Genomic DNA, 23,726 nt, shown 5'->3' on the forward strand with positions numbered 1-23,726 from the left:
TATATTCAAACCAAACAAGGTGTACTGTATCTGTCTATGATCCGTGATTTGTACGACAACAGTATTGTGGCTTATAAGACTGCAACCCAGCAAACAGTCAACCTGGTTCTGGATACCATCCACCTGGCCGTCCGCAAAGAAAAGAAAAAGGTCGCCGCGGAGTTACAGCTCCACAGCGACCAGGGGTTTCAGTATACTTCCCAAGCGTACTTTAACCTGACTAAAGAATACGGCATTACACCATCTATGTCAAGACGGGGAAATCCGTATGATAACGCGATGGCTGAAAATTTCTTCTCCATCCTCAAAACAGAGTGCATCTACCGCCACAAACCGGCTACATTCTCCGAGGCCAACGACATGATCGACCGATACATCCAGTTTTATAACCACGAGAGAATCCAAGCGAAAGCAGGAGTGGCTCCGCTAACGCTCCGCCACTCCTGCTGAATCCTAATATCCTACACTTGGGGCTTTTTTGTACTATCCGCACAATTTGGACCGGTTCACTCCAGACCGAGGGCAGGGGCTTTTTTGCGCCCAGAGACAGAAAAACGCCCTCCGGCGAAAGCCGAAGGGCGTTTTATACTGTCAAAACATCAGTCCTGGTAGTGGAGCTGGTCGGCGGTGAGGGCCTCCAGCACCGGTACCATGGCGGCGGCCTCGGCCCGGGCGGCGGGCAGGTCCATGTCCTGCCAGTTGCCGCACTCCACCTCGCTGGCGCCGGGAATGGGCCCGTCATAGGACGCCATAAACCGGAAGGACTCCACCGTCAAAGCCAGGGCCTCGGCGGGGGTCAGGCCCCGGGTCAGCAGGTAAAAGCCGGTGCGGCAGCCCATGGGGCCCACATAGATGACCCCCTGGCTCCAGGCACTGTTGCGGGCATAGGTGGCGAACAGGTGCTCCAGGGTGTGGGCTGCGCCGGTGGAGAGATAGTCGCCCTGGTTGGGGAGCTTCATCCGGATGTCCCAGGTCAGGACGTCGCCGTCCTGGCGGCTCAGGTACATGCCGGGCAGCAGCCTGGTGTGATCCACGCAGAAACTGGCGATCCGTTCCATGGGGGCGCCTCCTTAGGCCTGGCCCTGCAGGGACTGGACGCTGCCGTGCGCGCAGTCCACCGCGATGTCCAGACCGTCGCGGATGTGGCTGGTGGCGCCCTGTGCGCCCACGATGGCGGGCTTGAGCAGGGCCTTGGCGGTGATGGCGGCATGGCTGTTCATGCCGGGCTCCTCCACCACCAGAGCGGCGGCCTCACGGATATAGGGCATCATCTCGTTGCTGGTGAAGGGCAGGACCAGAATCATGCCGGGCTTGAAGCGGGCCTTGATCTCGTCCAGGCTGTGGCAGACGCAGGCCTTGCCGGTGGCGCTGGCGTTGGCAGCGTCCTCGCGGCCCACGCCCACGCCGGAAGCCAGGCAGTTGCCCACCATGTGGATCTTCACCATGTTGGTGGTGCCGCTGACACCCACCGGCACGCCGGCGGTGACCACGGCCAGCTCGCCGTTGTGGATATAGCCGTACTTCTCGGCCAGGCTGGTGGACACGTCGATCAGTTCATCGGTGCTGTGGGCCAGAGGCATCAGCAGCGGGGTGATGCCCCAGGACAGAGCCAGCTGACGCTGGACCTGCTGGCGCATGACAAAGGCGATGATGGGCTGGTCGGGACGGTACTTGCTCAGCAGACGGGCGGTGTTGCCGGACTCGGACACGGTGACGATGGCCGAGGCGTTGACGTCCTGGGCGGTGAGGCAGGCGGCGTGAGCGGTAGCGTCGCTGACGCTGGTGGTGCCGTTGACCTTCATCCGGCTCAGGCGATGGACCTGGTAGTGGGCGTCGGCCTCGGTGCGCTCGGCGATCTGGGACATGGTCCGCAGAGCCTCCACCGGGTAGGCGCCGGCAGCGGTCTCGCCCGACAGCATGATGGCGGAGGTGCCGTCATAGATGGCGTTGGCCACGTCCGAAATCTCGGCACGGGTGGGACGGGGGTTGTTCATCATGCTGTCCAGCATCTGGGTAGCGGTGACGATGGGCTTGCCGAAGGAGTAGGACCGGTCAATGATGGACTTCTGGATGCTGGGCAGCTCGGAGAAATCGATCTCGACGCCCAGGTCGCCGCGGGCCACCATGACGGCGTCGGCGGCAGCCAGAATGCTGTCGATGTTCTCGACGCCCTCGGGGTTCTCGATCTTGGCGATGATGCGGATCTTGGAGTCGTACATGTTCAGCAGGTTGCGGATCTCGTAGACGTCCTGGGCCGTCCGCACAAAGGAGGCGGCGATGAAGTCAAAGCCCTGCTCGATGCCGAAGATGATGTCGTCCCGGTCCCGCTGGCTCATATAGGGCATGGACAGGTGGACGCCGGGAACGTTGACGCCCTTCTTGTTCTTGATCTTGCCTGCATTCAGGACGGTGCAGACGATGTCGGTGTCGGTGACCTCGCGGATGGACAGCTTGATCAGGCCGTCATCCAGCATGATGGTGCCGCCGGGGGCCACGTCGTGGGGCAGGTCCTTGTAGGTGATGCTGACCATCTCCTTGGTGCCCTCCACCTCGCGGGTGGTGAGGGTGAAGGTCTGGCCTTCGTCCAGCATCTCGGAGCCGTTCTTGAAGTCCTTCAGACGGATCTCGGGGCCCTTGGTGTCCAGCAGGGCGGCCACAGGCTGGTTCAGCTCTTCACGAATGGCCTTCAGGGCGTCGAAACGGCCCTTGTGCTCCTCGTGAGAGCCGTGGGAAAAGTTGAAACGGGCCACGTTCATCCCGTTTTCTACAAGCGCCCGCAGCACGCCCTCCTTGTCGGTGGAGGGACCCAGGGTGCAGATAATTTTAGTTTTGCGCATAGCGTTTACCTCCTGGCATACCAATGCCGTATATGAATGATATTTTATGCCATACACTCTTATTATAACTTGATGGATACAAATGAGCAAGAAGTTTTTGTGAAAATGTTGTGACGGGCAACGTTTTGGAGGCCGGAAAGCCTTCGCGGAAGATCGGTGAAAGTGTGACTTTGCCTCTTTTGCGGGGTGGGGAAATATGGTATACTGAAATCAAACCAGCGCCCCGGCGCGCCGTTCTCCGCCCAGGAGGATGGACAGGCCCCGGCGCCCTTTGACCCGCGGGACGCCCGGCAGGGGCCCCGCAGAAAGGACTAAAACACTATGGCAAAACGTGTATTTTTGATCGTTCTGGACAGCTTTGGCATCGGTGCGGAGCCGGACGCCGCCGCCTTTGGCGACGAGGGCACCAACACCCTGGGAGCCATTGCCCGGGACCCGGCCTTTGACTGCCCCAACATGGGCCGTCTGGGCCTGTTCAACATCGACGGCGTGACGGCGGGCCAGCCGGACGCCGCCCCCATCGGCGCCTTTGCCCGGCTGCAGGAGCAGAGCATGGGCAAGGACACCACCATCGGCCACTGGGAGATTGCCGGCGTGGTCAGCCCAGAGCCGCTGCCCACCTTCCCCAACGGCTTCCCCGACGAGCTGATCGCCAAATATGAGGCCAAAACCGGCTACAAGGTCCTGTGCAACAAGCCCTATTCCGGCACCGAGGTGCTGAAGGACTACGGCGAGCAGGCCATGGCGGAAAACGCCCTCATCGTCTACACCAGCGCCGACAGCGTGTTCCAGGTGGCGGCCAACGAGGCCCTGGTGCCGGTGCCCGAGCTGTACCGCTGCTGCGAGATCGCCCGGGAGATGCTGAAAGGCAAGTACGGCGTGGGCCGTGTCATTGCCCGGCCCTTTGTGGGGGACAAGGCGGACAACTTCCGCCGCACCACCAACCGCCACGACCTGAGCCTCAAGCCTCCCCGCGACACCATGCTGGACCTGATCGGCAAGGCCGGCCAGGACGTCATCGCCGTGGGCAAGATCTTCGACATCTTCGATGGCCAGGGCGTCACCGAAAAGATCAAGACCACCGGCAACACCAACGGCATCGCCTTCACCCAGGCCCTCCAGACCCGGGACTTTGAGGGCCTGGCCTTTGTCAACCTGGTGGACTTCGATATGCTGTACGGCCACCGCCGCGATATCCCCGGCTACGCCGCCGCCGCCACCGAGTTTGACCGGTTCCTGACCGATTTCCTGCCCGGCATGCGGGAGGACGATATCCTGATGGTCACCGCCGACCACGGCTGCGACCCGTCCTACCTCAAGACCACCGACCACACCCGGGAGTATGTGCCCTGGCTGGTCTACGGCAAAAAGATCCGCCCCGGCGTCAACCTGGGCACCCGCATGAGCTTTTCCACCATCGCCCGGACCATCTGTGAATATCTGGGCGTGGACGCCTCCAGCCTGGACGGCCAGAGCGTCTGGAACGAGATCAAAGCTTAACTTGTTTTCCCGCCGATAAAAACGCCCCCGCCTTCTGTTTGTGGAAGGCGGGGGCGTTTGTGGTTTATGGTTTGTTAGTTTTTGGATGCCAGGTCGGGGTGGTACTGGGCGCAGGTGCACTTTTTCCACTTGAGGCCGCTGCCGCAGGGGCAGGGATCGTTCCGGCCGATCTTGCCCACGCGCACCGGCTTGTTGGCGGCGCCTGCCACCTGGCCGGCGGCTGCGGCCCGGGCGCCGGCGCTCTGGCCGGTCATCTTCTGGCGCAGGGCGGCGATGTCAGCCGAAGCAGGGGCAGCCGGAGCTGCCGCTGCGGCGGGGGCGGCGGCAACAGCGGGAGCGGCTGCCGCAGGTGCAGCGGGGGCCGGCTGCTGGGCAGCGGCCTGGGGTGCAGGCTGGCCCTGCTGGACCGGGCGGACCTCGATCATCAGCAGCATCTTGACGGTGTCCTCACGGATGGAGTCCACCATCTGGTCGAACATATCAAAGCCCTCGATGCGGTATTCCACCACAGGGTCCTTCTGGCCGTAGCTGCGCAGGGAAATGCCTTTGCGCAGCTGGTCCATGTTGTCGATGTGGTCCATCCAGTACCGGTCCACGCACCGCAGCAGGCAGATGCGCTCCAGCTCCCGCATCAGAGCGGCGCCGTAGCGGGTCTCTTTGTCTTCCAGCACCTTGATGCCGCGGTCGTACAGGGTGTCAGCCACCTTCTCGGGGGTCAGACCGGCCAGCTCCTCGGCGGTGTAGTGGAAGTCGTTGTCGGTGGTGAGCCAGCCCTTGTAATGGCGGCGCAGGGCGGCAAAGTCCCAGTCCTCCTTGACCTCGCCGGTCAGGAACAGAGCGCAGCTGCTGTCGATGTTGTCCCGCAGCATCTTGTGGATGTCGGCGCTGACATCCTCGCCGTCCAGAACCTTGCGGCGCTGGCCGTAGATGATCTCGCGCTGCTGGTTCATGACGTCGTCGTACCGCAGCACGTTCTTGCGGATCTCGAAGTTGCGGCCTTCCAGCTTCTTCTGGGCGCTCTCGATGGTGGAGGTAATCATCCGGGTCTCGATGGGGGTGTCCTCATCCAGGCCCATGGAATTCATCAGGTTCTGGACCCGCTCGCCGCCAAACAGGCGCATCAGGTCGTCCTCCAGGCTCAGATAGAACCGGGAAGCGCCGGGGTCGCCCTGACGGCCGGCACGGCCACGCAGCTGGTTGTCAATGCGGCGGCTCTCGTGGCGCTCGGTGCCGATGATGAACAGGCCGCCTGCGGCACGGACTTCCTCCGCCTCGGAGGCGATTTCGTCCTTGTACTGGCGGTACAGCTCGTCAAAACGGGCCCGGGCCGCCAGGATGTTGGCGTCGGTGGTGTCGCTGTGGCCGTCGGCCTCGATCAGCAGGGCTTCCACCTGCTCGGGCAGGGCGTCCTGGGGAGCGTCGGGGTTCAGCAGCTTCTCGCAGAACTGCTCTTTGCGCATCTGGGCCTTGGCCATGAACTCGGCGTTGCCGCCCAGCATGATATCGGTACCACGGCCGGCCATGTTGGTGGCGATGGTGATGGCGCCCTTTTTGCCGGCCTGGGCCACGATCTCGGCCTCACGCTCGTGGTTCTTGGCGTTCAGGACGTTGAAGTCCCGGGTCCGCTTCTGGAGCATCTTGGCCAGGATCTCACTCTTTTCCACGCTGACGGTACCCACCAGAACCGGCTGGCCCTTTTCGTGGCAGGCCATCACCTGGTCGATGACCGCACGGTACTTGCCGGCCACGGTGGAATACACCACGTCGGGGTAGTCCTTGCGGATGGTGGGCTTGTTGGTGGGAACGGTCACGATGTTCAGGCCGTAAATCTCGGTGAACTCGGTGGCCTCGGTGCGGGCTGTACCGGTCATGCCGGACAGCTTTTTGTACATGCGGAAATAGTTCTGGAAGGTGATGGTGGCCAGGGTCTTGCTCTCGGAGGCGATGGTGACCCCTTCCTTGGCCTCGATGGCCTGGTGAAGACCCTCGTTGTAGCGGCGGCCGATCATCAGGCGGCCGGTGAACTCATCCACAATGATGACTTCGCCGTCCTTGACCACATAGTCGATGTCCTTCTTCATGACGCCGTGGGCCTTGATAGCCTGCTCAATGTGGTGCACCAGGGTCATGTTGTCGGCAGCGGCCAGGTTGTCCACCTTGAAGTATTCCTCGGCCTTCTTGATGCCGCTGGCGGTCAGGGTGGCGGTCTTGTGCTTTTCGTCCACCACGTAATCGCCGTCGGCCTGGTCGTCGGCCTCCTCCTTGGTCTCCAGCTCCACCACCACGCTCTTGCGCAGGCCGCGGACAAACTGGTCCACCTGGGTGTAGAGGGAGGAGGAATCCTCGCCCCGGCCCGAGATGATCAGGGGGGTGCGGGCCTCGTCGATCAGGATGGAGTCCACCTCGTCCACGATGGCGTAGGCGTGGCCCCGCTGCACCATGTTGGCCTTGTAGGTGACCATGTTGTCGCGCAGATAGTCAAAGCCGAACTCGTTGTTGGTGCCGTAGGTGATGTCGGCGTTGTAGGCCTTGCGGCGGGCGGCGCCGTCCAGGCCGGGGACGATCAGGCCCACCGTCAGGCCCAGCCAGCGGTACAGCTTGCCCATCCACTCGCTGTCGCGCTTGGCCAGGTAGTCGTTGACGGTGACCACATGGACGCCCTCGCCCGACAGGGCGTTCAGGTAGGCGGGCAGGGTGGCCACCAGGGTCTTGCCTTCACCGGTCTGCATCTCGGCGATGTTGGCCCGGTGCAGGGCGATGCCGCCGGTGATCTGGACCGGGAAGTGTTTCATGCCCAGCACGCGCCAGGCGGCCTCGCGGCAGACCGCGAAGGCCTCGGGCAGGATGTCGTCCAGGGTTTCGCCCCCCGCCAGCCGCTCCTTCAGGGCCGGGGTCTGGGCCTGAAGCTCGCTGTCGGACATGGCCGCATAGGTGGGCTCAAGGTCGAGGACCTTCTTGGTGAGGGGGTTGATTTTTTTCAGCTCCCGGTCCGAGAAGGTGCCAAAGATTTTTTCTACCAGGGACATAGTTTCACCTCAAAATAGGAGTGTTCGTGTATTGTAAGGCGGGGCCCGGGGCGGAAAATGCCGCGGGCGGCGCCGGCTTTCGCAGGAAAGCGGAAAGGCTGTGCAGGGGGCCGCGGCAGGGCCCGGCCCCAATGACACTGCCCCTATGATACACCAAAGCAGGAAGGGGTGTCAAACATTTGCGGCGGATTCAGGTAAAATTTCTGTGAACAGACCGCAAAAACCGCCCTGTAAGGCCCCTTTGCGGGGGAAACAGGGCGGTGAAATCAGAGTTTACAGCAGGCCGGGCAGGTCTTCCAGCCGGTCGATGGTGGGGTTGCCGGTGGCTTCCAGGCGGGCGCGGGTCTGGTGTCCGCCGGTGTAGAGGATGCAGCGCACCCCCATGGCACGGGCGGTCTCGGCGTCGTGGTCGGTGTCGCCGATCATGACGCACCGGGCCGGGTCGGCCCCGCAGGACGCCATATACCGGCGGCCCAGCTCCACCTTGCTGACGCCGTGGATGTCGTCCAGGCCCAGCATCTCGATGAAGCGCCGGTCCACCTGCCGGCGGCGGGCCTGGTCCACCAGGTAGTCCCGGCGGGACACCGACAGCAGCACCTGGCCTTCACACCGGGCGGCCATCGCCTCCAGGGCGCCGGCGGCGCCCCGGGTCAGGGGGCAGCCGTCCACATGGGCATTGTACAGGTCCATGTAGGTTTCGGCCAGCTGGGGGAAGGGGGTGCGGTCAAAGTCGAAGCCCACCCGGCGGTAATAGGACTGGATGGGAAAGCCGAACACCCTGCGGTATTCCTCCACCTCATACCGCTGTGGGTAGTGGTAGGCGGCCAGCAGGCCGTTCAGACAGTCGCAGGAGTAGTCCACGTCGTCCATCAGGGTGCCGTTCCAGTCCCAGAACACAAGCTGCGTGTCTGCCATAAAGCTCCTCCTGTCAGGGTGTATGGGGGTTAAGCGTGCTGGCGGGTGGTCTCGTCGGTGAAGATCTGGGCCAGACGCGGGTTGGATTCAATCAGGCGGACCAGCAGGACGCCCAGCACACAGCAGCTGATGATCTCGCCGGCGCCCACCGACAGGGCGTTGGCAAAGATGAGGGCCGGGGTTGCCGGGGTGTTGGAGAAAAAGACCGCAATCTCGGTGCCCACGATAACGGCGTTCCACAGCACCGGGGGAATGGAGGCCGGGATGGCCAGGCCGCCCACACGCCAGCGGCGGACCGCATAGGTGCACAGGCAGGCCAGGAAGGTGGCCAGGGTGCCGAACACCACGTCAATCATGGTGGAGCCCAGCAGGTTGGCCAGGGCGCAGCCCAGGGTGACGCCCAGGATGTACTCGGGGCCAAAGATGGGCAGCAGGCACAGGGCCTCGGCTACGCGGACCTGGATGGCCCCATAGGAGAAGGGAGCCAGGCCCAGGCACAAGGCCACATAAATGGCCGCCACCACGGCGCAGCGGGTGAGTTTGCGGACGGTGAGAGTTTCCTTGTTCATGATACAATACTCCAGCGGAAAGATTTTGACCTTCCGGGGCCGCCAGCCCCCGGAGGTTTGGCCCGGCATGCGCCGGGGAGCCTAAAATCCTAAGTTGCTCTTTGGGTCGCTATTTGGATTTCAAGGAGTGCGCAGAGCGCACTATTCAATACTATACCACAGAAAAACGCCGGAAACAAGAGAAAAATGCCCCCGGCGGCAAACCGGGGGCAGATGAAATCAGATTCAGACCGGGGTTCAGCGGGCCTTGCCCACGTAGGCAATGGCGATGGTGTCGGGGCCGGTGTTGGCCGAGACCACGCCGCCCAGCTCAAAGACCACCACAGGCTCCTGACCAAAGGCCTTCTTGCAGGCGCGGCGCAGATCCTCCGCCTGCTTGATGTTGGTGTGGCCGATCATGTATTCGAAATCGTCCACACCGGCGATCTTTTTCTTGCACAGGTCCACCATGGCGGGGATGACCTTGTCATCGCCGCGGACCTTGCTCTCCACCACCGTCTTGCCGTCGATCAGGCTGATGATGGGGCGCAGGCCCAGCAGCTCGCCCGCAAAGGCGGCGGCAGCCGAAATGCGGCCGCTCTTCTTCATCTGGCGCAGGCTGTAGGGTCCCAGAATGATCTCCATTTTGTCCATCTGGGTCTCGAACTCGCTCAGGACATGGCGCAGCTCGGCGCCGTTGCGCAGCTTGCGGGCCATCTCGCAGACGTACCAGCCGAACACCATGGAATAGGTGTGGCTGTCCAGCAGGTGAATCCGCATCTTGTGCTCGGGGCGCTCCTCCCGCAGCATCCCGCGGGCCATGACGGCGTTGTCATAGGTGGAGGAACCGCCGCGGTTGATGGTGACGTGAATCACGTCGGTGTAGCCGGCGTCCACATACTCGCAGTACTTCTGGCAGAACTGGATGGGGGTGATGGCTGCGGTGGAGGGCACGCCCTTGGCCTGACGCATCAGGTCATAGAATTCCTCGTTGTTGCAGCTCACACGCTCCAGATAGTCGGTGCCGTCCAGCAGGATGTGGAAGCTCATGATGTCGATGCCGTACTTGTCGGCCATCGACTGGGGGATGTCGCAAGAGGAGTCGGTCAGGATCGCGATTTTGTTCATAGTAATCCTCATTTCCATTCGTAGTCACGCAGATGGCCGTGGTCAAGCAGCTCGGGAAAATCCCATTGGCGCAGAACCTCGTAGACGCCCACCGCCACGCTGTTGGACAGGTTCAGGCTGCGGCATCCCTCCCGCATGGGCAGGCGGATGCACCAGTCCTGATTGGCGGCCAGCAGGGCCTCGGGCAGGCCTGCGTCTTCTCTGCCGAAAACCAGATACGCCCCGTCCGGGTATGCCACGTCGGTATAGCGGCGGGGCGCCTTGGTCGAAAAATAATAGAAGGGGCCTTGATTGCGGGCAAAAAAATCGTCGAGGCCCTGATAATATGTTATATCAAGCATGGGCCAATAGTCAAGACCCGCGTGCTTTAATTTTTTGTCGTCGATGGTGAACCCCATGGGCCCCACCAGGTGCAGCCGGCAGGCGGTACAGGCGCAGGTACGGGCTACATTGCCGGTGTTTTGGGGGATGCGGGGCTCCACCAGGACGATGTTTAAGGTGGGTTTATGTTCCATGTCTTCCTCCAGTTTACAGCTCGCCCATGGGGGCCAGACGGGGCAGCAGCGGCTCGAACCACACGCCGAACCGGGTATCAGCGTCCCGGGGGGTGTGCTGGATGGCCTGGGCCACAAAGCCGGCGGCCGCGTCGGCGGCGGCGCTCAGGACGTTGCCACGCAGCAGCGAGCCGATGACGATGGCGCCGAACAGGTCTCCGGTGCCGGGGAAACTGCGGTCAATGTGCAGGTGCCGCACCACAAAGGGCTCGTCGCCGGCGCCGGCGCAGCCCACGAACTTGCCCATGGGCAGGCCGGTCACCACCACACGCCCGGCGATCCGGGTGAGCTGGGCGGCCAGGTCCAGAGCCTGTTCCTGGGTGATGGGCTCGGCGGGCAGGGCGGGGTCCTGGCCCAGCAGCAGCCGGGCCTCGGTCAGGTTGGGCAGGATCAGGTCGGCGGCGGCGCACAGGCTGCGGACCTTTTCAATGACGGCGGGGGTGAAGCCGCTGTAGGGCTTGCCGCCGTCGGCCATCACCGGGTCCACCACCTTGACCGCCTCCGGCCACAGCCGGAAGGCCTCGGCGGCCAGGTCCACCAGGGCCTCGGTGCCCAGGTACCCCACATAAATGCAGTCGGGCACAAGGCCCAGGGCACGGTAATGCTCCAGGGCGGCCCGGCCATAGGCTTCGCAGTCCAGCCGGGCGGGCTGGCCCAGGCCGCCGGTATGGGTGGACAGCAGCATGGTGGGCAGGGCGATGGGCTGCAGGCCCATCACCGCCAGCACCGGCAGGATCACCGACAGGCTGCACCGGCCGGCGCCGGACAAATCGTGAATGCAGAGGACTTTTTTGGGTTCAGTTGCCAAGGAACAGGCCTCCTTTTTATAAATACATATCCTGAACCCTCCCGGGCATACTATGACAGGCCGTCCGAAAACGGCACAGATGATCCAAACTTGTACAACGGGAGGGCACTGAGTATGAAAGACAATCGGGTACAATCCACCGCCGGCCTGCTGCTGGGCATGGCCGCAGGGGCTGCCGTGGGCGCCATGGGCGTCATGGCCGCCGTTCAGCAGAACCCGCGGGGCGTCCGCCGCACGGCGCGCAAAATGGCCAAGGGCGCCGAGCAGGCGGTGGGCCGCCTGGACCAGATGGCCAACGACCTGATGGAACGTTTCTGATCACCGGCCCGGGGCATCCGGGCAAAAAAAGACTGCGGCAGGCATGAGCCCCGCAGCCTTTTTGATGCCAGCGCCCAGCGCTCAGAGAACGGTGACGCACATCCGGGCCGTTTTGGTCGTCTCACCCAGCAGATCCATGTCCAGCTCGATGACGCAGGTCACCAGCAGGGACCGGCTGATGTTGCTGCCGGTCAGCACCGAGGAGGGCAGGTTCTTGATGGTGAGGACGGCGGTGCCGTCGTCCAGACTGCCCGACATCTCGCCGTCGTAGGAGATGTCCCCGATGGTCAGACCCGACAGATGGCCGTTGAAGACCACCGTCGAGACGGTCTGGATGGGCAGCTGGAGGGTGTAGGTGCCGTTGGACTGGCGGACCAGGGTGGCTTCACGGTTGGCGTCCACGCCGTCGTTCACCACCGAGGGGTTCTCGGTGTCCTGCTCCCAGAAGGACACCGCCACCGGCAATGTGGCGGTGACGCCGCCGGTGGGGCCGGTGGCCCCGGCCGTCAGGCCGCCCGCCAGAATCATTGCCAGGGCCAGCAGGGCTGCCCACAGCCGTTTATAACAAAGAGTACAGGTCATGTTCTAACATCCTTTCCTGAGGGGCGGCGCAGCAGCCTGTCGGACTGTGCAAACTGCCCCACTATCAAGATAGCACCCTTTCAAGGAATTGTCAAGAGCGCGTCAAATTCCGCGGCGCGGGGCCCGGGGCCTGCCGGGCCAAAACCGCGCAGGCAAAACAAAAAACGCCCTCCCAGGCCGCGGTGCCGGGGAGGGCGTCTCATTTCATCCGTGATGGGGAAATTTCAAGGATTATTCAAAGTTGGGGTCGTCCTTCAGCAGGTGGATGTTGGAGATGAAGGCGCTCTGCTCAGGATCGGTGAAGGGTGCGGAAGCCACATACTTGTTCAGCTGGACCGCAGTGCGGGTGGGATCGGCAATGGTGCCGGCGCCGCCGATGCAGCCGCCGGGGCAGCCCATGCCTTCCAGCAGGTAGCCGTTGTACTTGCCGGCCTTGGCCATCATCAGCATCTTCTTGCAGTCGGCCAGGCTCTGGGCGGAAGCAATCTTGACTTCCTTGTCGGGGTACCACTCGTGGATCTTGTCGGCGACAGCCTTGGCCACGCCGCCCGACTGGGCAAAGCCGCGGCCTGCGGCCGAGCCGTAGTGCAGCTCCTCCTCGCCCTCGGGCAGAGAGGTAAAGTCGATGTCGCGGGCCTCCATGACGCCGGCCAGCTCCTCAAAGGTCAGCACGAAGTCCACGTCGCTGCGGACATGGCGGCGGGAAGCCTCCAGCTTCTTGGCGGCGCAGGGTCCGATGAAGCAGATGCGGGCCTCGGGATCGGCGGCCTTGATCATGCGGGCGGTGAAGACCATGGGGGTCATGGTCATGGAGATATTCTTGGCCATATCGGGGAACAGGGTCTTGGCCATCATGCTCCAGGCCGGGCAGCAGGAAGTAGCCATGAAGTTCAGCTTGCCGGGGACCTCCTCCAGGAAGTCGTGGGCCTCGTCCACGGTGCACAGGTCGGCGCCGATGGCCACTTCCACCGTCTCACAGAAGCCAACCTGGGCCAGAGCGGCGCGCAGCTTGGGGGTGGTGTTCAGGGCGGGGAACTGGTTGACGAAGGCGGGGGCCACCAGGGCGTAGACGCGGTCGCCGCGGTTGAAGCTCTGGATCAGCTGATAAATCTGGCCCTTGTCGGCGATGGCGCCGAAGGGGCAGTTGACCAGGCACTGGCCGCAGGAGACGCAGCGGGAATAATCGATCTCAGCACGGCCCAGGGCGTCCGAATGGATGGCGCCCATGCCGCAGGCCGACGAGCAGGGACGCTCGGTCTTGACGATGGCGTGGTAGGGGCAGACGTCCACGCAGCGGCCGCACTTGATGCACTTGTCCTGATCGATGGTGGAGCGGCCCGACTCCCAGACGATGGCGCCCTTGGGGCACACTTCCATACAGGGATGGGCCAGGCAGCCCTGGCACAGGTCCGAGACCTTGACCATCTTTTCGGGGCAGCGGTTGCAGGCGAACTTGATGACGTTGATCAGCGGGGGATCATAGTACTTGTCCGCAATGTTGGCGTCCTCCAGCCCCGAGACGACGCTGTTGTGCTCGTCCATGCGGCGGGTGGGCAGGCCGATGGCCAGACGGACGCGCTCCTCGACGATGGCGCGCTCGAGGAAGATATCCTTGCGCAGTTTGCCCTCTTCGCCGGGGATGATGGTGTAGGGGATCTTGCGCATCATGTGGTTGGCCTGTTCGCCCTTGACGTTGGCATAGGCCATCCGGGCGACTTCGGTGAATACCGCCCGCCGGATCTGGATGACGGTGGTATTGATGCCTCTGAAGCTCATTCCAAACTCTCCTTTGCTTTGCAGAAAAAACCTGGCTCACGCAGTGAAATCTGTGCCATGGGTTTGCCGGCGCAGAGGTACAGAAGACCGGTCTGTCTGCGCCGTTTCATACGATTTTATTCTAACACATTTTGTCCGCCTTGAAAAGGGCAGAAGCGAAAAAAGCGTCAAGAAAATAACAAACACCCTGCAAAAAAGTCCGGGCCGCCGCATTCGGGCGGCAGTCCGGACAAAAATCAGGGGGTGCAGGCGCCCCGGCGGGGCGCTCAGGTTTTCTTTTCCAGGAAGGCGGCGGACACCCGGGCGCCGTCGAAGCGGCCCAGCCGCACCCGCACGATGTCGCCCGAGGCGCAGCCCGGGGCCGACACCGACACCGGCACATACAGCCGGGTGTAGCCGGTGAACACGGTGGCCGAGACGGGGGTTTCCAGCAGGACTTCGTCCTCGGTGCCCTCCAGGTCGGCCAGGACCCGGAGGCTCACCTCCTCGGCCCGCAGGTGCATGGCCCGGCTGCGGCGCTGTTTTTCCCGCTCGTGGATCTGGTCGGGGAAGCTGAAGGCCGGGGTCCCCTCCCGGCGGGAGTAGGGGAATACATGGACCCGCAGGAAGCCCACTTCCTCCAGGAACGCGCAGCTGGCCTCAAAGTCGGCCTCGGTCTCCCCGGGGAAGCCGCAGATGCAGTCGGTGGTGAAGCTGACCCGCCGGCCGGCGTAGGCCTGGCGGATGCGGCGGACAATGTCCAGATACTGGGCGGTGGTGTAGGGGCGGCGCATCCGGCGCAGGGTGCTGTCGCAGCCGCTCTGGAGGCTCAGATGGAACTGGGGGCAGAGCTTGTCCACCGCCGCCAGACGGCGGATGCCCTCGTCGGTGAGCATGTCGGGGTCCAGGCTGCCCAGACGAATCCGGTCGATGCCCTCCACCTGGGCGCAGTGCTCGATCAGCTCATAGAGATTGGTGCCGGTGTCGGTGCCGTAGCTGGGCAGGGAGATGGCGCTGAGGACCACTTCCCGGTAGCCGGCGGCGGCCAGCTGGCCCAGCTCGGCCAGGATGCTGGATTCGGACCGGCTGCGGACCGGGCCCCGGGCCTTGGGGATGATGCAGTAGGCGCACTGGCGGTTGCAGCCGTCCTCCACCTTGATGAAGGCGCGGGTGTGGGTCTCGAACCGGTCCACCGGCATCTCCTCAAAGGACTCGCCCCGGACATGGGGCTGGATGGCCACAATCCGCTCGTGGCCGTCCAGCAGTTTCTGGACGTTGTCCAGGATGGCGCGGCGGTCGGTGTTGCCGCAGACCAGGTCGGCCTCCATCAGCTGGGCGGCAGCCTCGGGGAAGGCCTGGGGATAGCAGCCGGTCAGGACGGTGACGGCGCCGGGATTTTTCCGCTTGGCCTGACGCAGCCATTTGCGGCTTTTCTGGTCGCCGAAGTTGGTGACGGTACAGCTGTTTACAATATAGACGTCGGCGGGCTCGCCGTCCGGCACCACGGTAAAGCCGTTGCGCTCGAACAGCTGTTCCAGGGCCTCGGTCTCGTTCAGATTGACCTTGCAGCCAAGGGTATAAAAACAAACGCGCATGGAAGTTCCTTTCCTGTCTGGGCGCCCCGCGGCCCGGGCTGAACCGCAGGGAAACAGCGGGGGAAAGGCGGGGCGATGGTGTGTTTTTGAGTATATCGAATCAAAGCGAAAAACGCAAGATGTAATCCTGCCGGACTGCCCGGGTCGGCGGCTGCATAAAATCACACTGGAGTGGTTGCGGGAAGCGGCGTCTGCCCGGGCCGTCCGGATACCGCCGCAGGCGCGGCCTAGAGGGATGGAGGCAAGAGAATGGTTCGTAGGAGTTTGGCTCTCAGTTGCGCGGCGGCGCTTTGTCTGTGGCTGGTGATGATGGCCTTTGCGCCGGCGGCGCAGGCCGCCGGGGAGGAGCCCGCCGCGGTGGAAACGGCGGTGGAGGCGCAGGCGGCGTCCCTTTCGCTGCCCTGCCGGACGGCCATCCTGATCGACCAGGACACCGGCACGGTGCTGTATGAGAAAAACGCCGACCAGCGGGTGCACATTGCCTCCATCACCAAGGTGATGACCCTGCTGCTGATCTTTGAGGCGGTGCGGGCCGGCAAATTCACCATGGACACCCTGGTGCCGGTGAGCAACCATGCCGCCAGCATGGGGGGCAGCCAGGTCTGGCTGGAGCCGGGGGAGCAGTTCACCCTGGACGAGATGCTGCGGGCCATCTGCGTGTCCAGCGCCAACGACGCGGCGGTGGCGGTGGCCGAGCTGGTGGGGGGCAGCGAGGAGGCCTTTGTGGCCATGATGAACGCCAAGGCCGCCGAGCTGGGGATGACCGACACCACCTTTAAGAATGCCTGCGGCCTGGACACCGAGGGCCATCTGTCCACCGCCCGGAATGTGGCCATCATGAGCCGCACCATCCTGACCCAGTACCCCGAGGTGCTCCACTACAGCGGCATCTGGACCGACTCGCTGCGGAACGGCCAGACCATGCTGGTGAACACCAACAAGCTGCTGCGCCGCTACGACGGCATCACCGGCCTCAAGACCGGCACCACCGGCGGGGCGGGGGTGTGCATTTCGGCGTCGGCCACCCGCAACGGCCTGAATCTGATTGCGGTGGTGCTGGGGTCCAGCTCCAGCGCCGAGCGGTTCGAGGCGGCCACCAAGCTGCTGGACTACGGTTTCGCCAACTATGAGGCCGCCGTCCTGCCCGACCTGTCCGGCCGGCCCCTGTATCTGACGGTGACCGGCAGCGCCGACACCGAGATTCCCCTGGATTATTCCGCCCTGCCCGACCGGCTGCTGGTGCCCAGCGGCGGCGGCGCGTCCCTGGCGGCCGAGATCAGCCTGCCCGACAGCTGCGCCGCCCCGGTGAGCCTGGGGGATGAGGTGGGCGCCGTCACCGTCACCAGCAACGGGGAGACGGTGGGCTCCTGGCCCATCCGTGCCGCTGCCGGCGCCGCCGAGATGGACTTTGACGCCGCCGTCCGCCTGATGCTGGAAAGCCTGTTCTGACGCTGGAGCCTCAGCGCCCTCCCGACCCCGGACCGGGCCGGGACGGGCGCTGTTTTGGCCCCGGGGGCCGGGGCCGGCGGCGCTTAAAACAGGACCAAAAGCTAATATTTTCCCGAACGGTTTCACGATTTTGCAGTTTGACGCGAAAATTAACAGAATTTACAACAGACCCCAGAGGGCCCTTGTTAAAATTGTATGAATCCCGGGGATTTTGGCCTTGACTTTATCGGGGCGGGACGGTACACTTAGAGAAAGAATCTCGTCGCCGCCGGCGGCAGGGGCCTGTGTCCCCGCTGCCCGCAGCGCGGAACCATACAAGGAAGGAACAGTTTGGAGGCCTAGAATCATGAGCGTTTCGTTTAACACCAAGCACCTTTCTCCGTTCATCAACAAAGATGAGTTTGCAGCGATCTATCCCCAGGTGGCGGCGGCCCATCAGAGCCTGGAGGCCAAGAACGGCCCCGGCAGCGATTTCCTGGGCTGGATGTATCTGCCCCGCGACTATGATAAGGAAGAGTTCAGCCGCATCCAGGCTGCGGCCGAGAAGATCCGCAGCGACTCGGATGTGCTGGTGGTGGCCGGCATCGGCGGCAGCTATCTGGGCGCACGCGCCGTGGTTGAGGCCGTCAAGGGCGTCTACCACAACGAGCTGGAGCCGGGCCTGAAGGTCTACTTCTGCGGCAACAGCATCAGCCCCACCGCCCTGAACGACATCATTGCTCTGTGCAAGGGCAAGCGCTTCTCCATCAATGTCATCTCCAAGTCGGGCACCACCACCGAGACCAGCCTCGCCTTCCGCGTGCTGCGCAAGCTGCTGGAGGACCAGGTGGGCGTGGAGGAAGCCAACAAGCGGATCTACGCCACCACCGACCGGGCCAAGGGCACCCTCAAGCAGCTGGCGGACAGCCAGGGCTGGCCCACCTTCGTCGTTCCCGATGACGTGGGCGGCCGCTACTCGGTGCTGTCGGCTGTGGGCCTGCTGCCCATCGCCGCCGCCGGCATCGACATCGCCGAGCTGATGAAGGGCGCTGCCGACGCCATGGAGCGGTTCTCGGTCCTCAGCCCCGACAACGACGCTTACCGCTACGCCGCAGCCCGCAACATCCTCAACCGCAAGGGCAAACAGATCGAGATCCTGGAGTGCTACGAGCCCAACTTCGCCCTGATGAACGAGTGGTACAAGCAGCTGTTCGGCGAGAGCGAGGGCAAGGACAACAAGGGCCTGTTCCCCGCCAGCTGCATCTTCTCCACCGACCTGCATTCCATGGGCCAGTTCATCCAGGAAGGCACCCGGAACATGTTCGAGACCATCGTCAACGTCAAGACCCCCGCCCAGGACCTCTACATTGAGGAGCTGGAGGGCAACTTCGACGGTCTGAACTTCCTGGCCAACCAGAACATGAGCGTGGTCAACCGCAAGGCCATGGAGGGCACCATCCTGGCGCACACCGACGGCGGCGTGCCCCAGCTGCTCATCGATGTGGACGACCTGTCGGCCTACAACGTTGGTTACCTGATCTACTTCTTCTGGCGTGCCTGCGCATGCAGCGGCTACCTGCTGGGCGTCAACCCCTTCAACCAGCCGGGCGTCGAGAGCTACAAGAAGAATATGTTCGCACTGCTGGGCAAGCCCGGCTACGAGAGTCTGACCGCAGAGCTGGAGGCCAAGCTCCAGTAATCGCACAGGAATCCTGCGCCGCAAGGCGTGGAAAATACAGGAGGCAATGACTATGATTAGACTGATTGTTGGCACCAAGGGTTCGGGAAAGACCAAGGCTATGATCGACATGATTAACGAGTCGGTCCGTACCAGCAAGGGCAACGTCGTCGTGGTGGAGAAGGGCATGAAGCTCACCTACGATATCGCATCGGCAGCCCGCCTCATCGACCTCGAAGAGTACAAGATCCAGGGCGGCGAGATGCTGTATGGCTTCGTCGCAGGCCTGATGGCCAGCAACTATGATATCACCGATGTCTACATCGACGGCATCCTGAAGGTCCTCGATCACGACATCAACCGTCTGGGCGTGGTTCTGGACGAGATGGCCGCCATCGCCGGCGACACCGTCCGCGTGACCGTCACCGTCAGCGCCGACGAGTCCATGCTGCCCCACAACGTCAAGAAGTACCTGTAAAAGGTCTCGGACGGTTTCATTCTGAAAAATTTCGGACAGGCCGGTGTGCTCAGGGCGCGCCGGCCTTGCCCGGTCCCGGCACAAAAGAATGAAATTTTTCCCATTTGTGCGCAATTTGGGGCTTGACACAGGCCCCCTTTGGCGCTATACTTACAAGGCAGCTTTTTAGAGGTGTACTATGCAATTTGACCTAAGAAGGTTCATCGCATCCGGCCGCGCCAGACAGGAGCAGACTTTTGACTGCGACCTGACGGGGCGTGATTTTGCCGGGTCCCGCATCGAGGCGCCTGTGGCCGCCCGCTTTGCAGCGGAGGCCGACGGGGACGAAGTGCGGATGACTTTGCAGGCAAGCGCATCGGTGCATGGCGAATGCGCACGCTGTCTCGACCCTGTCCAGCTTGAGGTACAGGTGGATGCGGGCTGGACGGCGCGGGAGCGCGACCTGGACAACCCGGATTTTGAGCTGCCCGTCAACGAGGCGGGCTGCATCGATCTGGACGACTGGCTCTACCAGGAGTTTTTGTTCCAGGTCCCCACGGTCCTGTTGTGCAGTGCCGACTGCCCGGGGCTGTGTCCCCAATGCGGGCGCAAACGTCCCTGCTCCTGCCCGGCTGCGCCGGAACAAAGCGCACAGCCGGATGCGAGGCTGAGCGTACTGAAATCACTGCTGAATTGATATTCCATCCAAGGAGGTGCAAACTATGGCAGTACCCAAGAGACATCTTTCCAAGGCCCGCCGCGATAAGCGTCGCAGCAACGTCTGGAAGCTGGAGGCCCCCACGCTGGTGAAGTGCAGCAACTGCGGCTCTTTCAAGCTCCCCCACCAGGCCTGCGGCAACTGCGGCTACTACAAGGGCGAGGAAGTCATCAAGAAGGGCTGATTTGCATTTTACTTGGTGGCATCATGGATGTATGACAGAAGGGGAGGGCGTGCCGCGCCTTCCCCTTCTTCGCGTTTTGAGACGCATTGCGAAAGGAGGCGGCGCCTATGGCCATGAAGATTGATACCGTCGCTGCGGGCAGCGACGCCCAGGCGCTGGGCCTGGGCCCCGGGGATGAGCTGTTGTCGGTGGACGGCAACGCCATCAACGACGCGCTGGACTACCAGTTTTATACCGACAGCCCCGGCTTTCATCTGACCGCCCGGGTGGACGGCGTCCTGCGGGAGTGGGATGTGGCCCGTCAGCCCGGCGAGGATTTCGGGTGCAATTTTGCCACCTATCTGGGGGACAAAAAGCACTCCTGCGCCAACCGCTGCATCTTCTGCTTCATCGACCAGCTGCCCCCCGGTATGCGCAAAAGCCTGTATTTCAAGGACGACGACGAGCGTCTGTCCTTCCTGTTCGGCAACTACATCACGATGACCAACATGCACGACCGCGAGATCGACCGGATCATCAAGATGCACATTTCGCCGATCAATATTTCGGTCCACACCACCAATCCCGAGCTCCGCTCCAAAATGTTGGCCAACCGCCGCGGCGGCGAAACCCTGAAATACCTCTACCGCCTGGTGGAGGCGGGCATCGCGGTGAACTGCCAGCTGGTGCTGTGCCGCGGAGTCAACGACGGGGACGAGCTGCGCCGCACCCTCACCGATCTGCTGGCCCTGGCCCCCATGGTCCAGAGCGTGGCGGCGGTGCCCTGCGGGGTCACCGACTACCGGGAGGGGCTGTACCAGCAGACCCCCTACGATGCGGCGTCCAGCGCCGAGGTCATCGACATCATGGAGGCCTTCGGCGCCGAGGCCAAGGCCCGCCACGGCGTCCGGATCATCTACCCCAGCGACGAGTGGTATCTCAACGCCGGGCGTCCCATCCCGCCGGCGGAGTTCTATGAGGACTTCGCCCAGCTGGAAAACGGGGTGGGGATGTGGCGGCTGTATGAGGACAGCTTCCGGGCCGAGCTGGAGCGGGCCCACGTGGTCTATGAGGAGAAAAAGATGGACGTGGTCACCGGCACCATGGCCGCCCCCCTCATCACCGCCATGATGGAGGAACTGCACCGGCAGTACCCCATGATTTCGGTGACCGTCCACCCCATCCAGAACCGCTTTTTCGGCGGCAACGTGGGGGTGGCGGGCCTGGTCACCGCCACCGACATCATCGACCAGTGCGCGGGCAGGCTGACCAGCGGTGTGCTGGGCGTGCCCGAAGTGATGCTGCGCAGTGAGCGGGATATGTTCCTGGACAGCATCACGGTGGAAGAACTGGCCCGGCGCCTGGGGGTCAAAGTGGAGATCCTGCCGGCCGACGGCGGCAAGGAGGCCCGCGCCCTGCTGCGCAGCGGGCTGCATATTTCCCGCCGCAGAAAGCCGAAGAAGGAGGAAATGAGCCAATGAGTAAACCCATTGTCGCAGTGGTGGGCCGGCCCAACGTGGGCAAATCCACCCTGTTCAATAAACTGTGCGGCCAGCGCCTCGCCATTGTGGAGGATACCCCCGGCATCACCCGGGACCGCATTTTTGCGCCCTGCGAGTGGCAGGGCCACGACCTGCTGCTGGTGGATACCGGTGGCATCGAGCCCAAGGCCACCGAGGGCATCCTGGCCCACATGCGCCAGCAGGCCCAGATCGCCATCGACACCGCCGACTGCATCATCATGGTGGTGGACGTCCGCTCGGGCCTGACCTCCTCCGACGAGGAGGTGGCCCACATGCTGCGCCGCAGCCACAAGCCCATCATCCTGGCGGTGAACAAGTGCGACAGCGTCGGCGAGCCGCCGGCCGAAATGTACGAGTTCTACAACCTGGGCTTCGATGAGGTGATGCCGGTGTCGGCGGTCCACGGCCATGGCACCGGCGACCTGCTGGACGCCGTCTGCGCCCATCTGGACTTTTCCGAGACGGTGGTGGAGGAGGACCGGATTCCGGTGGCCATCATCGGCCGGCCCAACGTGGGCAAGTCCAGCCTGACCAACCGCATCCTGGGCGAAAACCGGATGATCGTGGCCGACGAGGCCGGCACCACCCGGGACGCCATCGACACCCCGGTGGACAACGCCTATGGCAAGTTCATCTTTACCGACACCGCCGGCCTGCGCCGCCGCTCCAACATTGAGGAAGGCCTGGAGCGGTATATGGTGGTGCGGGCCCTGGCGGCGGTGGAACGCAGCCGCGTGGCCCTGATCCTGGTGGACGCCACCGTGGGCTTCACCGAGCAGGACAGCAAGATTGCGGGCTATGCCCACGAACAGGGCAAGGCCTGCATCATCGTGGTCAACAAGTGGGACGCCGTGGAGGGCAAAGAGACCAACACCATGGAACTGCAGCGCCGGGGGTATGCCGAGTGCTTCAGCTTCATGAGCTATGCGCCCATCATCTTTATTTCGGCCCAGACCGGCTATAACATCGACCGGCTGATGCGGCTGATCCGGGATGTGGACACCCAGAACGGCGCCCGCGTGCCCACCGGCGTCCTGAACGAGATGCTGGCCCGGGCCACCGCCCGGGTGCAGCCCCCCACGGACAAGGGCCGCCGCCTGAAAATCTTCTATCTGACCCAGGCCTCCACCCGTCCGCCGACGTTTGTGGCCTTTGTCAACTCCAAGCCCCTGTTCCACTTCAGCTATCAGCGGTACCTCATCAACCAGATCCGCGAGAGCTTCAGCCTGGAACACACCCCCATCCGCCTGGTGGTCCGCGAGCGCGGCAGCGGGCAGGTCGGGGCGAAAGACGTGTAATCAACCCTGGAAGAAATGGCCCCGGCCTGCATGGATGCGGCCAGCCAGCCGGGGCTTTTGGTACCGGCGAAGGAAGGCGGGTCCTGCAGATACAGCCTGTGTGAACACAGGGCCTGCCGCTGCTTGATTCAAAGGAGGAATCCCTATGCTGATGGATTTTCTGATCGTCCTGGCGGTTGCCCTGGAGGCATACCTGCTGGGCAGCATTGACACCGGCATCCTGGTGTCCAAGTTTGTCTACCACGACGACGTCCGCCGCCACGGCAGCGGCGCCGCCGGCATGACCAATATGCTGCGCACCTTCGGCAAGAAGGCCGCCGCCATGACCGCCGCCGGCGATGTGCTGAAGGGCGTGGCTGCGGTGTGCATTGCCCGGTGGCTGTTCGGCTATATGTCGGGCCAGCTGTTCTCCCAGTTCCTGGGGATCTACCTGGCGGCCATTCTGGCGGTCATCGGCCACCTGAAGCCCATTTACTTCGGCTTCAAGGGCGGCAAGGGCGTCCTGGTGGCGGCCGGCACCATTCTGGCGGTCCAGCCGGTGCTGATTCCCTTCCTGCTGGTGGTCTTTCTGGTCTGCCTGATCCCCACCGGCATGGTCTCCCTGGGCAGCATTACAGCAGCAGCCTCCTATCCCTTCCTGACCCTGGCCTATGGCCTGCTGAGCGGCTACGGCCTCCACGATGTGGTGGTGATGACGGTGGGCGGCGCCATTATGGCCGGCATGGTCATCTACATGCACCGCTCCAACCTCCAGCGCATCCGCGAGGGCAAGGAGTATCGCTTCGGCAAAAAAGGCAAGGACAACAACGGTACCAAAAACTGAGCCTGAACCCACATAGACACAGCAAAGCCCCCGCCGGGAAGGAGCGGTGTTCATAAGACAGTTAACAGCCAC

General features: G+C 63.3%; 22 protein-coding genes and 1 riboswitch. Of the genes, 11 read left to right on the forward strand and 11 right to left on the reverse strand.

What is annotated here, in order from left to right; translation table 11 throughout:
* Positions 1–450 (forward strand): IS3 family transposase (locus B5E67_RS11795; protein WP_143405426.1); only part of this gene is annotated, 450 nt, incomplete at its 5' end.
* Positions 451–599: 149 nt separating this feature from the next.
* Here B5E67_RS11795 and B5E67_RS11800 read toward each other — a convergent pair.
* On the reverse strand, positions 600–1,058 hold the full coding sequence (locus B5E67_RS11800; RefSeq protein ID WP_087385467.1) for an S-ribosylhomocysteine lyase: 459 nt from the start codon (positions 1,056–1,058) through the stop codon (positions 600–602).
* Between the two features lie 12 nt (positions 1,059–1,070).
* Positions 1,071–2,837 carry a pyruvate kinase gene (pyk, locus tag B5E67_RS11805; protein ID WP_087385468.1) on the reverse strand — a complete coding sequence of 589 codons (1,767 nt, stop codon included), beginning with the start codon at positions 2,835–2,837 and terminating at the stop codon, positions 1,071–1,073.
* 321 nt (positions 2,838–3,158) lie between these two features.
* Here pyk and B5E67_RS11810 point away from each other — a divergent pair, with 321 nt between their 5' ends.
* Positions 3,159–4,337: a phosphopentomutase gene (locus tag B5E67_RS11810; protein WP_087385469.1), complete on the forward strand. Its 1,179-nt coding sequence runs from the start codon at positions 3,159–3,161 to the stop codon at positions 4,335–4,337.
* A gap of 74 nt (positions 4,338–4,411) precedes the next feature.
* Here B5E67_RS11810 and secA read toward each other — a convergent pair whose 3' ends face one another.
* The 6 genes from secA to B5E67_RS11840 all read right to left on the reverse strand — a co-directional run bounded on the left by secA (position 4,412) and on the right by B5E67_RS11840 (position 11,316).
* Positions 4,412–7,363 (reverse strand): preprotein translocase subunit SecA, encoded by a 2,952-nt coding sequence (secA, locus tag B5E67_RS11815; protein WP_087385470.1) that lies wholly within the window; start codon positions 7,361–7,363, stop codon positions 4,412–4,414.
* Positions 7,364–7,636: 273 nt separating this feature from the next.
* The gene (locus B5E67_RS11820) at positions 7,637–8,278 is read right to left on the reverse strand and encodes an HAD hydrolase-like protein (RefSeq protein ID WP_087385471.1); all 642 of its coding nucleotides are present in this window, start codon (positions 8,276–8,278) and stop codon (positions 7,637–7,639) included.
* A gap of 29 nt (positions 8,279–8,307) precedes the next feature.
* A complete protein-coding gene (locus tag B5E67_RS11825; RefSeq protein ID WP_087247326.1) occupies positions 8,308–8,847 on the reverse strand; it encodes a QueT transporter family protein in 540 nt (179 codons plus the stop codon).
* Between the two features lie 9 nt (positions 8,848–8,856).
* Positions 8,857–8,947, reverse strand: a riboswitch (PreQ1-III riboswitch).
* 137 nt (positions 8,948–9,084) lie between these two features.
* A complete protein-coding gene (locus tag B5E67_RS11830) occupies positions 9,085–9,954 on the reverse strand; it encodes a DegV family protein (RefSeq protein ID WP_242956967.1) in 870 nt (289 codons plus the stop codon).
* Between the two features lie 8 nt (positions 9,955–9,962).
* The gene (locus B5E67_RS11835; protein ID WP_087247247.1) at positions 9,963–10,469 is read right to left on the reverse strand and encodes a tRNA (cytidine(34)-2'-O)-methyltransferase; all 507 of its coding nucleotides are present in this window, start codon (positions 10,467–10,469) and stop codon (positions 9,963–9,965) included.
* A gap of 13 nt (positions 10,470–10,482) precedes the next feature.
* Positions 10,483–11,316, reverse strand: coding sequence for a bifunctional hydroxymethylpyrimidine kinase/phosphomethylpyrimidine kinase (locus tag B5E67_RS11840; RefSeq protein ID WP_242956969.1), 834 nt, complete (start codon positions 11,314–11,316; stop codon positions 10,483–10,485).
* A gap of 114 nt (positions 11,317–11,430) precedes the next feature.
* On the opposite strand from B5E67_RS11840, the gene B5E67_RS11845 reads away from it, so the two are divergent.
* Positions 11,431–11,634: a hypothetical protein gene (locus B5E67_RS11845; protein ID WP_087247245.1), complete on the forward strand. Its 204-nt coding sequence runs from the start codon at positions 11,431–11,433 to the stop codon at positions 11,632–11,634.
* An 81-nt stretch (positions 11,635–11,715) separates the two neighbouring features.
* On the opposite strand, the gene B5E67_RS11850 is transcribed toward B5E67_RS11845, so the two are convergent.
* The 3 genes from B5E67_RS11850 to mtaB form a co-directional block, all read right to left on the reverse strand.
* Entirely contained in the window at positions 11,716–12,216 is a 501-nt protein-coding gene (locus B5E67_RS11850) for a hypothetical protein (protein ID WP_087364680.1), read from the reverse strand.
* Between the two features lie 231 nt (positions 12,217–12,447).
* Entirely contained in the window at positions 12,448–13,992 is a 1,545-nt protein-coding gene (locus B5E67_RS11855; protein WP_087364678.1) for a 4Fe-4S dicluster domain-containing protein, read from the reverse strand.
* A 266-nt stretch (positions 13,993–14,258) separates the two neighbouring features.
* Positions 14,259–15,566, reverse strand: coding sequence for a tRNA (N(6)-L-threonylcarbamoyladenosine(37)-C(2))-methylthiotransferase MtaB (gene mtaB / locus B5E67_RS11860; RefSeq protein ID WP_087385473.1), 1,308 nt, complete (start codon positions 15,564–15,566; stop codon positions 14,259–14,261).
* A 249-nt stretch (positions 15,567–15,815) separates the two neighbouring features.
* Between mtaB and B5E67_RS11865 the strand changes: the two genes are divergently transcribed.
* The 8 genes from B5E67_RS11865 (at position 15,816) to plsY (ending at position 23,654) form a co-directional block, all read left to right on the forward strand.
* Positions 15,816–17,015, forward strand: coding sequence for a D-alanyl-D-alanine carboxypeptidase family protein (locus B5E67_RS11865; protein WP_087385474.1), 1,200 nt, complete (start codon positions 15,816–15,818; stop codon positions 17,013–17,015).
* Positions 17,016–17,361: 346 nt separating this feature from the next.
* On the forward strand, positions 17,362–18,693 hold the full coding sequence (locus B5E67_RS11870; RefSeq protein WP_087385475.1) for a glucose-6-phosphate isomerase: 1,332 nt from the start codon (positions 17,362–17,364) through the stop codon (positions 18,691–18,693).
* A gap of 52 nt (positions 18,694–18,745) precedes the next feature.
* A complete protein-coding gene (locus tag B5E67_RS11875) occupies positions 18,746–19,150 on the forward strand; it encodes an ATP-binding protein (protein WP_087248538.1) in 405 nt (134 codons plus the stop codon).
* Positions 19,151–19,328: 178 nt separating this feature from the next.
* Positions 19,329–19,826 (forward strand): YceD family protein, encoded by a 498-nt coding sequence (locus B5E67_RS11880; RefSeq protein ID WP_087385476.1) that lies wholly within the window; start codon positions 19,329–19,331, stop codon positions 19,824–19,826.
* A gap of 25 nt (positions 19,827–19,851) precedes the next feature.
* Complete coding sequence (rpmF, locus tag B5E67_RS11885; protein ID WP_087248534.1) at positions 19,852–20,031, forward strand: 50S ribosomal protein L32; 180 nt, start codon at positions 19,852–19,854, stop codon at positions 20,029–20,031.
* 107 nt (positions 20,032–20,138) lie between these two features.
* Complete coding sequence (locus B5E67_RS11890) at positions 20,139–21,491, forward strand: DUF512 domain-containing protein (protein ID WP_087385477.1); 1,353 nt, start codon at positions 20,139–20,141, stop codon at positions 21,489–21,491.
* Complete coding sequence (der, locus tag B5E67_RS11895) at positions 21,488–22,831, forward strand: ribosome biogenesis GTPase Der (RefSeq protein ID WP_087248530.1); 1,344 nt, start codon at positions 21,488–21,490, stop codon at positions 22,829–22,831. Before B5E67_RS11890 ends, der begins: the two co-directional genes overlap by 4 nt.
* 145 nt (positions 22,832–22,976) lie before the next feature.
* Positions 22,977–23,654 carry a glycerol-3-phosphate 1-O-acyltransferase PlsY gene (gene plsY / locus B5E67_RS11900; protein WP_087385478.1) on the forward strand — a complete coding sequence of 226 codons (678 nt, stop codon included), beginning with the start codon at positions 22,977–22,979 and terminating at the stop codon, positions 23,652–23,654.
* Positions 23,655–23,726 lie beyond the last annotated feature (72 nt).

This window comes from Faecalibacterium sp. An122 (assembly GCF_002160895.1).
GTDB lineage: Bacteria > Bacillota > Clostridia > Oscillospirales > Ruminococcaceae > Faecalibacterium.

Excerpts from the sequence above, each read along its gene's own strand:
- B5E67_RS11820 (WP_087385471.1), bottom strand. The coding sequence starts at position 8,278 with ATGGCAGACACGCAGCTTGTGTTCTGGGACTGGAACGGCACCCTGATG.
- B5E67_RS11875 (WP_087248538.1), top strand. The coding sequence starts at position 18,746 with ATGATTAGACTGATTGTTGGCACCAAGGGTTCGGGAAAGACCAAGGCT.
- B5E67_RS11830 (WP_242956967.1), bottom strand. The coding sequence starts at position 9,954 with ATGAACAAAATCGCGATCCTGACCGACTCCTCTTGCGACATCCCCCAG.
- B5E67_RS11810 (WP_087385469.1), top strand. The coding sequence starts at position 3,159 with ATGGCAAAACGTGTATTTTTGATCGTTCTGGACAGCTTTGGCATCGGT.
- B5E67_RS11845 (WP_087247245.1), top strand. The coding sequence starts at position 11,431 with ATGAAAGACAATCGGGTACAATCCACCGCCGGCCTGCTGCTGGGCATG.
- B5E67_RS11865 (WP_087385474.1), top strand. The coding sequence starts at position 15,816 with ATGGTTCGTAGGAGTTTGGCTCTCAGTTGCGCGGCGGCGCTTTGTCTG.
- plsY (WP_087385478.1), top strand. The coding sequence starts at position 22,977 with ATGCTGATGGATTTTCTGATCGTCCTGGCGGTTGCCCTGGAGGCATAC.
- B5E67_RS11855 (WP_087364678.1), bottom strand. The coding sequence starts at position 13,992 with ATGAGCTTCAGAGGCATCAATACCACCGTCATCCAGATCCGGCGGGCG.
- pyk (WP_087385468.1), bottom strand. The coding sequence starts at position 2,837 with ATGCGCAAAACTAAAATTATCTGCACCCTGGGTCCCTCCACCGACAAG.
- B5E67_RS11825 (WP_087247326.1), bottom strand. The coding sequence starts at position 8,847 with ATGAACAAGGAAACTCTCACCGTCCGCAAACTCACCCGCTGCGCCGTG.
- B5E67_RS11835 (WP_087247247.1), bottom strand. The coding sequence starts at position 10,469 with ATGGAACATAAACCCACCTTAAACATCGTCCTGGTGGAGCCCCGCATC.
- B5E67_RS11800 (WP_087385467.1), bottom strand. The coding sequence starts at position 1,058 with ATGGAACGGATCGCCAGTTTCTGCGTGGATCACACCAGGCTGCTGCCC.
- der (WP_087248530.1), top strand. The coding sequence starts at position 21,488 with ATGAGTAAACCCATTGTCGCAGTGGTGGGCCGGCCCAACGTGGGCAAA.
- mtaB (WP_087385473.1), bottom strand. The coding sequence starts at position 15,566 with ATGCGCGTTTGTTTTTATACCCTTGGCTGCAAGGTCAATCTGAACGAG.
- secA (WP_087385470.1), bottom strand. The coding sequence starts at position 7,363 with ATGTCCCTGGTAGAAAAAATCTTTGGCACCTTCTCGGACCGGGAGCTG.
- B5E67_RS11850 (WP_087364680.1), bottom strand. The coding sequence starts at position 12,216 with ATGACCTGTACTCTTTGTTATAAACGGCTGTGGGCAGCCCTGCTGGCC.
- B5E67_RS11870 (WP_087385475.1), top strand. The coding sequence starts at position 17,362 with ATGAGCGTTTCGTTTAACACCAAGCACCTTTCTCCGTTCATCAACAAA.
- B5E67_RS11890 (WP_087385477.1), top strand. The coding sequence starts at position 20,139 with ATGGCCATGAAGATTGATACCGTCGCTGCGGGCAGCGACGCCCAGGCG.
- B5E67_RS11880 (WP_087385476.1), top strand. The coding sequence starts at position 19,329 with ATGCAATTTGACCTAAGAAGGTTCATCGCATCCGGCCGCGCCAGACAG.
- rpmF (WP_087248534.1), top strand. The coding sequence starts at position 19,852 with ATGGCAGTACCCAAGAGACATCTTTCCAAGGCCCGCCGCGATAAGCGT.